This window comes from Pseudomonas sp. CM27, from assembly GCF_013179515.1.
Taxonomy (GTDB): Bacteria; Pseudomonadota; Gammaproteobacteria; order Pseudomonadales; family Pseudomonadaceae; genus Aquipseudomonas.
The window spans coordinates 1-9,432 of sequence record NZ_JABMCN010000212.1 but is presented as its reverse complement, the minus strand read 5'-3'; the positions used below and the strand labels follow the sequence as shown (position 1 = coordinate 9,432).

The window sequence follows — 9,432 nt, the reverse complement described above, 5'->3', positions numbered from 1 at the left end:
CCGTTCATCGCCCATGAGATGAACCGCTGTATCGCCTGCTACCGCTGCGTGCGCTACTACAAGGACTACGCCGGTGGTACCGACCTGGGCGTCTACGGCGCCCACGACAACGTGTACTTCGGCCGCGTCGAAGACGGCGTGCTGGAAAGCGAGTTCTCCGGCAACCTGACCGAGGTCTGCCCGACCGGCGTGTTCACCGACAAGACCCACTCCGAGCGCTACAACCGCAAGTGGGACATGCAGTTCGCCCCAAGCATCTGCCACGGCTGCTCCAGCGGCTGCAACATCAGCCCGGGCGAGCGCTACGGCGAACTGCGCCGGATCGAGAACCGCTTCAACGGCTCGGTCAACCAGTACTTCCTGTGCGACCGTGGCCGCTTCGGTTACGGCTACGTCAACCGCACCGATCGCCCACGCCAGCCACGCCTGGCAGACGGCACCAAGCTGAGCCTGGACGCCGCTCTGGACAAGGCCGCCGACTTGCTGCGTGGCCGTACCATCGTCGGTATCGGCTCGCCACGCGCCAGCCTCGAAAGCAACTACGGCCTGCGTGAGCTGGTCGGCGCCGAGTATTTCTACTCGGGCATGGAAGCCGGCGAACTGGCCCGCGTGCGCCTGGCCCTGACCGTGCTGAACAACAGCCCGCTGCCGGTGCCGACCCTGCGCGACATCGAAGACCACGACGCCGTGTTCGTGCTTGGTGAAGACCTGACCCAGACCGCTGCCCGCGTCGCCCTGGCCGTGCGCCAAGCCACCAAAGGCAAGGCCGAGGCTATGGCCGAAGCAATGAAAGTGCAGCCATGGCTCGACGCCGCGGTGAAGAACATCGGCCAGCACGCGCTGTACCCGCTGTTCATCGCCTCGCTGGCTGAAACCAAGCTGGACGACGTCGCCGAAGAATGTGTGCACGCCGCCCCTGCCGACCTGGCGCGCATCGGTTTCGCGGTGGCCCACGCCATCGACCCGAGCGCACCAGCAGTAGCCGGCCTTGACGACGAAGCCAAGGCCCTGGCCCAGCGCATCGCCGACGCCCTGGTCGCAGCCAAGCGCCCACTGGTGGTTGCCGGTACCTCGCTGGCCGACCCGGCACTGATCGAAGCCGCCGCCAACATCGCCAAGGCCCTGAAACTGCGCGAGAAGAACGGCTCGCTGAGCCTGGTGGTACCTGAAGCCAACAGTATCGGCCTGGCCATGCTCGGTGGCGAGTCCGTCGATGCCGCGCTGGACGCAGTCATCAGCGGCAAGGCCGATGCCATCGTCGTGCTGGAAAACGACCTGTACGCCCGCCTGCCGGCGGCCAAGGTCGATGCAGCCCTGGCTGCGGCCAAGGTGGTGATCGTCGCCGACCACTCGAAAACCCCGACGGTCGACCGTGCCCACCTGGTGCTGCCAGCCGCCTCGTTCGCCGAAGGCGACGGTACCCTGGTCAGCCAGGAAGGCCGTGCCCAGCGCTTCTTCCAGGTGTTCGACCCGCAGTACCTGGACAGCAGCATCCTGGTCCACGAAGGCTGGCGCTGGATGCACGCCCTGCGTGCCACCCTGCTGAACAAGCCGGTCGACTGGACCCAGCTCGACCACGTCACCAGCGCCTGTGCCGAAGCCGCCCCGCAATTGGCCGGCATCGTCAACGCCGCGCCAAGCGCCGCGTTCCGCATCAAGGGCATGAAACTGGCGCGTGAGCCGCTGCGCTACTCCGGCCGTACCGCCATGCGTGCCAACATCAGTGTGCATGAGCCACGCACCCCGCAAGACAAGGACACCGCGTTCGCCTTCTCCATGGAAGGCTACTCGGGTTCGGCCGAACCGCGCCAGCAAGTGCCGTTCGCCTGGTCGCCGGGCTGGAACTCGCCGCAAGCCTGGAACAAGTTCCAGGACGAGGTCGGTGGTCACCTGCGTGCCGGTGACCCGGGCGTACGCCTGATCGAGTCGCAAGGCGACCGCCTGAACTGGTTCAACGCCATTCCGGGCGCATTCAACCCGGCCCGTGGTACCTGGACTGCCGTGCCGTTCTTCCACCTGTTCGGCAGCGAAGAAAGCTCCTCGCGCGCCGCTCCGGTGCAACAGCGCATCCCGGCTGCCTACGTGGCCCTGGCCAAGTCCGAAGCCGATCGCCTGGGCGTCAACGAAGGTGCGCTGCTGAGCCTGACCGTGGCCGGTGTGGCCCTGCGCCTGCCGCTGCGCATCAATGAAGAGCTGGGCGCAGGCCTGGTCGCGTTGCCGAAAGGCCTGGCCGGTATCCCGCCTGCCATCTTCGGTGCATCCATCGAAGGCCTGCAGGAGGCAGCACAATGAGCTGGTTCACCCCCGAAGTGATCGATGTGATCATTCAGGTCGTCAAGGCCATCGTGGTGCTGCTGGCCGTAGTGGTCTGCGGCGCGCTGCTGAGCTTTGTCGAACGTCGCCTGCTGGGCTGGTGGCAGGACCGCTACGGTCCGAACCGTGTCGGCCCGTTCGGCATGTTCCAGATCGCTGCCGACATGCTGAAGATGTTCTTCAAGGAGGACTGGAACCCGCCCTTCGTCGACCGCATGATCTTCACCCTGGCCCCGGTCGTGGCCATGAGCGCGCTGCTGATCGGCTTCTCGATCATCCCGATCACACCGGGCTGGGGCGTCGCCGACCTGAACATCGGCCTGCTGTTCTTCTTCGCCATGGCCGGGCTTTCTGTTTATGCAGTGCTCTTTGCCGGCTGGTCGTCGAACAACAAGTACGCCCTGCTGGGCAGCTTGCGTGCTTCGGCACAGACCGTGTCGTACGAGGTGTTCCTGGGCCTGGCGCTGATGGGCGTGGTGGTGCAGGTGGGTTCGTTCAACATGCGCGACATCGTTGAATACCAGGCCCAGAACCTGTGGTTCATCATTCCGCAGTTCTTCGGCTTCTGCACCTTCTTCATCGCTGGCGTCGCCGTGACCCACCGTCACCCGTTCGACCAGCCGGAAGCGGAACAGGAACTGGCTGACGGCTACCACATCGAGTATGCCGGCATGAAATGGGGCATGTTCTTCGTCGGTGAGTACATCGGCATCATCCTCATCTCGGCGCTGCTGGTAACCCTGTTCTTCGGCGGCTGGCACGGCCCGTTCGGCATCCTGCCGCAACTGCCGTTCCTGTGGTTTGCCCTGAAGACCGCGTTCTTCATCATGCTGTTCATCCTGCTGCGCGCCTCGATCCCGCGCCCACGCTATGACCAGGTGATGGACTTCAGCTGGAAGTTCTGCCTGCCGCTGACCCTGATCAATTTGCTGGTGACCGCTGCGATCGTGCTCTACAACACGCCAGCCGTCGCGGCCCAGTGAGGATTTGACCCATGTTCAAGTATATCGGCGACATCGTTAAGGGCACCGGCACCCAGCTGCGCAGCCTGGCAATGGTGTTCTCCCACGGGTTCCGCAAGCGCGACACCCTGCAGTACCCCGAAGAACCCGTGTACCTGCCGCCGCGCTACCGCGGCCGCATCGTCCTCACTCGCGACCCCGACGGCGAGGAACGCTGCGTGGCGTGCAACCTCTGCGCGGTGGCCTGCCCGGTTGGCTGCATCTCGCTGCAGAAGGCCGAGACCGACGACGGACGCTGGTACCCGGAGTTCTTCCGCATCAACTTCTCGCGCTGCATTTTCTGCGGCCTGTGCGAGGAGGCGTGCCCGACCACCGCGATCCAGCTGACTCCGGATTTCGAAATGGCCGAGTTCAAGCGTCAGGACCTGGTGTACGAGAAAGAAGATCTGCTGATCTCCGGCCCCGGCAAGAACCCTGACTACAACTTCTACCGTGTTGCGGGTATGGCGATCGCTGGCAAGCCGAAAGGCTCTGCGCAGAACGAAGCCGAGCCGATCAACGTGAAGAGCTTGCTCCCATAAGGACAGAAAGATGGAATTCGCTTTCTACTTCGCATCCGGGATCGCCGTGGTCTCCACCCTTCGGGTGGTTACCGGCACCAACCCTGTGCACGCCCTGCTCTACCTGATCATTTCGCTGATTTCCGTGGCGATGATCTTCTTCTCCCTCGGTGCGCCGTTCGCGGGCGCCCTGGAAGTGATCGCCTACGCCGGCGCCATCATGGTGCTGTTCGTGTTCGTGGTGATGATGCTCAACCTGGGGCCGGCCTCGGTCGCCCAGGAACGCGGCTGGCTCAAGCCCGGCATCTGGGCAGGGCCGGTCATTCTCGGCGCCCTGCTGCTGCTGGAGCTGCTGTACGTGCTGTTCGTCACCCCGAGTGGCGCCGGCATCAGCGGGACCACCGTGGGCCCGAAAGAAGTGGGCATCAGCCTGTTCGGCCCGTACCTGCTGGTGGTCGAACTGGCGTCGATGCTGCTGCTGGCCGCGGCTGTCACCGCCTTCCACCTGGGCCGAAACGAGGCGAAGGAGTAAATCATGGGTGCTATCCCTCTCGAGCATGGTCTGGCGGTCGCCGGCATCCTGTTCTGCTTAGGTCTGGTTGGCCTGATGGTCCGCCGCAACATCCTCTTCGTGCTCATGAGCCTGGAAGTCATGATGAACGCTTCTGCCCTGGCGTTCGTCGTCGCCGGTGCCCGTTGGGTGCAGCCCGACGGCCAGGTGATGTTCATTCTGGTGATCAGCCTGGCGGCCGCCGAGGCCAGTATCGGCCTGGCCATCCTGCTGCAGCTGTATCGCCGCTTCCACACTCTCGACATCGATGCTGCCAGTGAGATGCGCGGATGAACCTTATCTTCCTGACTTTCGTCTTCCCCCTGATCGGCTTCCTGCTGCTGTCGTTCTCGCGCGGGCGGTTCTCGGAGAACCTGTCCGCCCTGATCGGCGTCGGCTCGGTGGGCCTGTCGGCCGCCGTGGCCGCCTACGTCATCTGGCAGTTCAACGTCGCCCCGCCTGAAGGCGGCGCGTACAGCCAGCTGCTGTGGCAGTGGATGTCGGTGGATGGCTTTGCGCCAAACTTCACCCTGTACGTGGATGGCCTGTCGGTCACCATGCTCGGCGTGGTCACCGGCGTCGGCTTCCTGATCCACCTGTTCGCGTCCTGGTACATGCGTGGCGAAGCCGGCTACTCGCGCTTCTTCTCGTACACCAACCTGTTCATCGCCAGCATGCTGTTCCTGATCCTGGGCGATAACCTGCTGTTCATCTACTTTGGCTGGGAAGGCGTGGGCCTGTGCTCGTACCTGTTGATCGGCTTCTATTACAGCAACCGCAACAACGGTAACGCGGCACTCAAGGCGTTCATCGTCACCCGAATCGGCGACGTGTTCATGGCCATCGGCCTGTTCATCCTGTTCGCCCAGCTGGGTACCCTGAACGTGCAGGAACTGCTGGTGCTGGCACCGCAGAAGTTCCAGGCGGGCGACACCTGGATGGTGCTGGCAACCCTGATGCTGCTGGGTGGTGCGGTCGGTAAATCGGCCCAGCTGCCACTGCAGACCTGGCTTGCCGACGCAATGGCTGGCCCGACGCCGGTTTCGGCACTGATCCACGCTGCAACCATGGTGACCGCGGGCGTGTACCTGATCGCCCGTACCAACGGCCTGTTCCTGCTGGCGCCGGACATCCTGCACCTGGTTGGCGTGGTGGGTGGCGTGACGCTGGTACTGGCCGGCTTCGCCGCGCTGGTGCAAACCGACATCAAGCGTATCCTGGCCTACTCGACCATGAGCCAGATCGGCTACATGTTCCTGGCCCTGGGCGTTGGTGCCTGGGACGCGGCAATCTTCCACCTGATGACCCACGCCTTCTTCAAGGCCCTGCTGTTCCTTGCTTCCGGTGCGGTGATCGTTGCCTGCCACCACGAGCAGAACATCTTCAAGATGGGCGGCCTGTGGAAGAAACTGCCGCTGGCCTACGCCAGCTTCGTGGTCGGTGGTGCTGCCCTGGCGGCCCTGCCGATCGTGACCGTGGGCTTCTACTCCAAGGACGAGATCCTCTGGGAAGCCTTCGCCAGCGGCAATACCGGCCTGCTGTACGCCGGCCTGGTGGGCGCGTTCATGACCTCGCTGTACACCTTCCGCCTGATCTTCATCGCCTTCCACGGCGAAGCCAAGACCGAAGCCCACGCCGGCCACGGCATCAGCCACTGGCTGCCGCTGGGCGTGCTGATCGTGCTGTCGACCTTCGTCGGCGCCTGGATCACCCCGCCGCTGGCAGGTGTGCTGCCACAAAGCGCCGGCCACGCCGGTGGCGAAGCCAAGCACGCGCTGGAGATCACCTCGGGTGCCATCGCCATCGCCGGCATCCTGCTCTCGGCCCTGCTGTTCCTGGGCAAGCGCAGCTTCGTCAGCGCAGTGGCCAACAGCAGCATCGGCCGGGTCCTGTCGGCCTGGTGGTTCGCTGCCTGGGGCTTCGACTGGATCTACGACAAGCTGTTCGTCAAACCTTACCTGCTGATCTGCCACATCCTGCGCAAGGACCCGGTGGACCGCAGCATCGGCCTGATCCCTCGCATGGCTCGCGGCGGCAACGTTGCCATGAGCAAGACCGAGACCGGCCAGCTGCGCTGGTACACCGCCTCGATCGCCGTCGGCGCCGTACTGGTGCTGGGCGCTGTGGTAGTGGCTGCGGTATGACTATGAAGAACCTTGCGACTTTGCCAAAGGAAACCAACCCGTCATGATTTTGCCTTGGCTGATCCTGATTCCTTTCATCGGCGGCCTTCTGTGCTGGCTGGGTGAGCGCTTCGGCGCCACCCTGCCGCGCTGGATCGCACTGCTGACCATGTCTCTGCTGCTGGGTATCGGCCTGTGGCTGTGGGCCCACGGCGACTACACCCTGGCCCCGGCACCGGGCGCCGAACCGCACTGGGCACTCGAATACAAAGTCGAGTGGATCAAGCGCTTCGGCATCAGCATCCACCTGGCCCTCGACGGCCTGTCGCTGCTGATGATCCTGCTCACCGGCCTGCTCGGTGTGCTGTCGGTACTGTGCTCCTGGAAAGAAATCCAGCGCCACGTCGGCTTCTTCCACCTCAACCTGATGTGGATCCTGGGCGGCGTGGTCGGTGTGTTCCTGGCGCTGGACCTGTTCCTGTTCTTCTTCTTCTGGGAAATGATGCTGGTGCCGATGTACTTCCTCATCGCGCTCTGGGGTCACAGCTCGGCAGACGGCAAGAAGACCCGGATCTACGCGGCGACCAAGTTCTTCATCTTCACCCAGGCCAGCGGCCTGATCATGCTGGTGGCGATCCTTGGCCTGGTGCTGGTGAACTACAACACCACCGGGGTGCTCACCTTCAACTACAGCGACTTGCTCAAGGCCGAACTGCCGGCTGGCGTCGAGTACGTGCTGATGCTGGGCTTCTTCATCGCCTTTGCGGTGAAACTGCCGGTGGTGCCATTCCACTCCTGGCTGCCTGACGCTCACGCCCAGGCACCGACTGCAGGCTCCGTGGACCTGGCGGGCATCTTGCTGAAGACCGCAGCCTACGGCCTGCTGCGCTTCGCCCTGCCGCTGTTCCCGAATGCCTCGGCAGAGTTTGCGCCCATCGCCATGACCCTGGGCCTGATCGGTATCTTCTACGGTGCTTTCCTGGCCTTCGCGCAAACCGACATCAAGCGCCTGATCGCCTTCTCCAGCGTCTCGCACATGGGCTTCGTGCTGATCGGCATCTACTCCGGCAGCCAGCAGGCCCTGCAAGGCGCGGTGATCCAGATGCTGGCCCACGGCCTGTCGGCAGCCGCGCTGTTCATCCTGTCCGGCCAGTTGTACGAGCGCCTGCACACACGTGACATGCGTCAGATGGGTGGCCTGTGGCACCGCATCGCGTACCTGCCGGCTATCAGCCTGTTCTTCGCCGCCGCATCGCTGGGCCTGCCAGGCACCGGCAACTTCGTTGGCGAGTTCCTGATCCTGATCGGCAGCTTCGCCCACGTGCCCTGGATCACCGTGATCGCCACCACCGGCCTGGTCTTCGGCTCGGTGTACTCGCTGATCATGATCCACCGCGCCTACTTCGGCCCAGCCAAGAGCGACACCGTGCTGGCCGGCATGGACGGCCGCGAGATGATCATGGTGCTGGGCCTGGCGGGGCTGCTGATTCTGCTGGGCGTGTATCCGCAGCCGTTCCTCGACACCTCTGCCGCCACCATGAGTGGTGTGCAGCAGTGGCTCGGTTCCGCTTTCACTCAACTCGCTTCGGCCCGGTAAGAGCGCTATGGAATTCACCACTCAACACTTCATCGCATTGGCGCCGATGCTGATTACCACCATCACCACCGTGGTGGTGATGCTGGCGATCGCCTGGAAGCGCAACCACTCGCAGACCTTCCTGCTGTCCACCGTGGGCCTCAACCTGGCCCTGCTGTCGATCTTGCCGGCGCTGAAAGTCGCGCCGCTGGCGGTCACCCCGCTGATCACCATCGACAAGTTCGCCTGCCTGTACATGGCGATCATCCTAGTGGCGACGCTGGCCTGCGTCACCCTTGCCCACGCCTACCTCGGCGAAGGCTCCAAAGGCTTCCCGGGCAACCGTGAAGAACTGTACCTGCTGCTGCTGATGTCGGCCCTCGGTGGCCTGGTGCTGGTCAGCGCCAACCACCTGGCCGGCCTGTTCATCGGCCTGGAGCTGCTGTCGGTACCGGTCTACGGCCTGGTGGCGTATGCCTTCTTCAACAAGCGATCACTGGAAGCCGGCATCAAGTACATGGTGCTGTCGGCTGCGGGCTCGGCCTTCCTGCTGTTCGGCATGGCGCTGCTGTACGCCGACGCCGGCAGCCTGAGCTTCGACCAGATCGGCAAGGCCCTGGCTACCACCAGCATGCCAAGCCTGGTGGCCCAGCTGGGCCTGGGCATGATGCTGGTCGGCCTGGCCTTCAAGCTGTCGCTGGTACCCTTCCACCTGTGGACCCCGGACGTGTACGAAGGCGCCCCGGCGCCGGTCGCCGCGTTCCTGGCCACCGCCAGCAAGGTCGCGGTATTTGCCGTGGTCGTGCGCCTGTTCATGCTCTCCCCTGCTGCCAGCAGCGGCGCGCTGAGCACCGTGCTGGCGGTGATCGCCGTGGCCTCGATCCTGATCGGCAACCTGCTGGCGCTGACCCAGAGCAACCTCAAGCGCCTGCTGGGTTACTCGTCCATCGCCCACTTCGGCTACCTGGTCATTGCCCTGGTCGCCAGCAAGGGCCTGGCACTGGAAGCCATGGGCGTATACCTGGTCACCTACGTGATCACCAGCCTGGGCGCCTTCGGTGTCATCACCCTGATGTCCTCGCCTTATGGCGGCCGTGACGCCGATGCACTGTACGAGTACCGCGGCCTGTTCTGGCGCCGCCCGTACCTGACCGCGGTACTGACCGTGATGATGCTGTCGCTGGCGGGTATCCCGCTGACCGCCGGCTTCATCGGCAAGTTCTACATCATCGCCACCGGCGTCGAGTCGCACCTGTGGTGGCTGGTCGGTGCCCTGGTGATCGGTAGCGCCATTGGCGTGTACTACTACCTGCGTGTCATGGTCACCTTGTACCTGGTCGAGCCGAAC

General features: G+C 64.2%; 8 protein-coding genes. All 8 read left to right on the top strand.

Annotation, left to right across the window (positions count from 1 at the left end; genetic code table 11):
* The coding region (locus HP547_RS22345; RefSeq protein WP_172287446.1) for a molybdopterin-dependent oxidoreductase at nt 1–2,292 on the top strand (2,292 nt) is incomplete at its 5' end.
* Nucleotides 2,289–3,296, top strand: coding sequence for an NADH-quinone oxidoreductase subunit NuoH (gene nuoH, locus HP547_RS22340; protein ID WP_172221305.1), 1,008 nt, complete (start codon nt 2,289–2,291; stop codon nt 3,294–3,296). The genes HP547_RS22345 and nuoH, both read left to right, overlap by 4 nt.
* A gap of 11 nt (nt 3,297–3,307) precedes the next feature.
* Entirely contained in the window at nt 3,308–3,856 is a 549-nt protein-coding gene (gene nuoI, locus HP547_RS22335) for an NADH-quinone oxidoreductase subunit NuoI (protein WP_172221308.1), read from the top strand.
* A gap of 10 nt (nt 3,857–3,866) precedes the next feature.
* Nucleotides 3,867–4,367, top strand: a complete 501-nt coding sequence (gene nuoJ, locus HP547_RS22330; RefSeq protein ID WP_172221311.1) for an NADH-quinone oxidoreductase subunit J — start codon at nt 3,867–3,869, stop codon at nt 4,365–4,367.
* A gap of 3 nt (nt 4,368–4,370) precedes the next feature.
* Nucleotides 4,371–4,679 carry an NADH-quinone oxidoreductase subunit NuoK gene (gene nuoK, locus HP547_RS22325; protein ID WP_003251446.1) on the top strand — a complete coding sequence of 103 codons (309 nt, stop codon included), beginning with the start codon at nt 4,371–4,373 and terminating at the stop codon, nt 4,677–4,679.
* On the top strand, nt 4,676–6,529 hold the full coding sequence (gene nuoL, locus HP547_RS22320) for an NADH-quinone oxidoreductase subunit L (protein ID WP_172221314.1): 1,854 nt from the start codon (nt 4,676–4,678) through the stop codon (nt 6,527–6,529). The genes nuoK and nuoL overlap by 4 nt, the downstream gene beginning before the upstream one ends.
* A 43-nt stretch (nt 6,530–6,572) precedes the next feature.
* Complete coding sequence (gene nuoM, locus HP547_RS22315) at nt 6,573–8,105, top strand: NADH-quinone oxidoreductase subunit M (protein ID WP_172221317.1); 1,533 nt, start codon at nt 6,573–6,575, stop codon at nt 8,103–8,105.
* A 7-nt stretch (nt 8,106–8,112) separates the two neighbouring features.
* Nucleotides 8,113–9,432 (top strand): NADH-quinone oxidoreductase subunit NuoN (gene nuoN, locus HP547_RS22310; RefSeq protein WP_172287445.1); only part of this gene is annotated, 1,320 nt, incomplete at its 3' end.

What these genes read in the sequence shown, in the direction of transcription:
- nuoM (WP_172221317.1), top strand. Translation starts at nt 6,573, where the DNA reads ATGATTTTGCCTTGGCTGATCCTGATTCCTTTCATCGGCGGCCTTCTG.
- nuoI (WP_172221308.1), top strand. Translation starts at nt 3,308, where the DNA reads ATGTTCAAGTATATCGGCGACATCGTTAAGGGCACCGGCACCCAGCTG.
- nuoJ (WP_172221311.1), top strand. Translation starts at nt 3,867, where the DNA reads ATGGAATTCGCTTTCTACTTCGCATCCGGGATCGCCGTGGTCTCCACC.
- nuoK (WP_003251446.1), top strand. Translation starts at nt 4,371, where the DNA reads ATGGGTGCTATCCCTCTCGAGCATGGTCTGGCGGTCGCCGGCATCCTG.
- nuoH (WP_172221305.1), top strand. Translation starts at nt 2,289, where the DNA reads ATGAGCTGGTTCACCCCCGAAGTGATCGATGTGATCATTCAGGTCGTC.
- nuoL (WP_172221314.1), top strand. Translation starts at nt 4,676, where the DNA reads ATGAACCTTATCTTCCTGACTTTCGTCTTCCCCCTGATCGGCTTCCTG.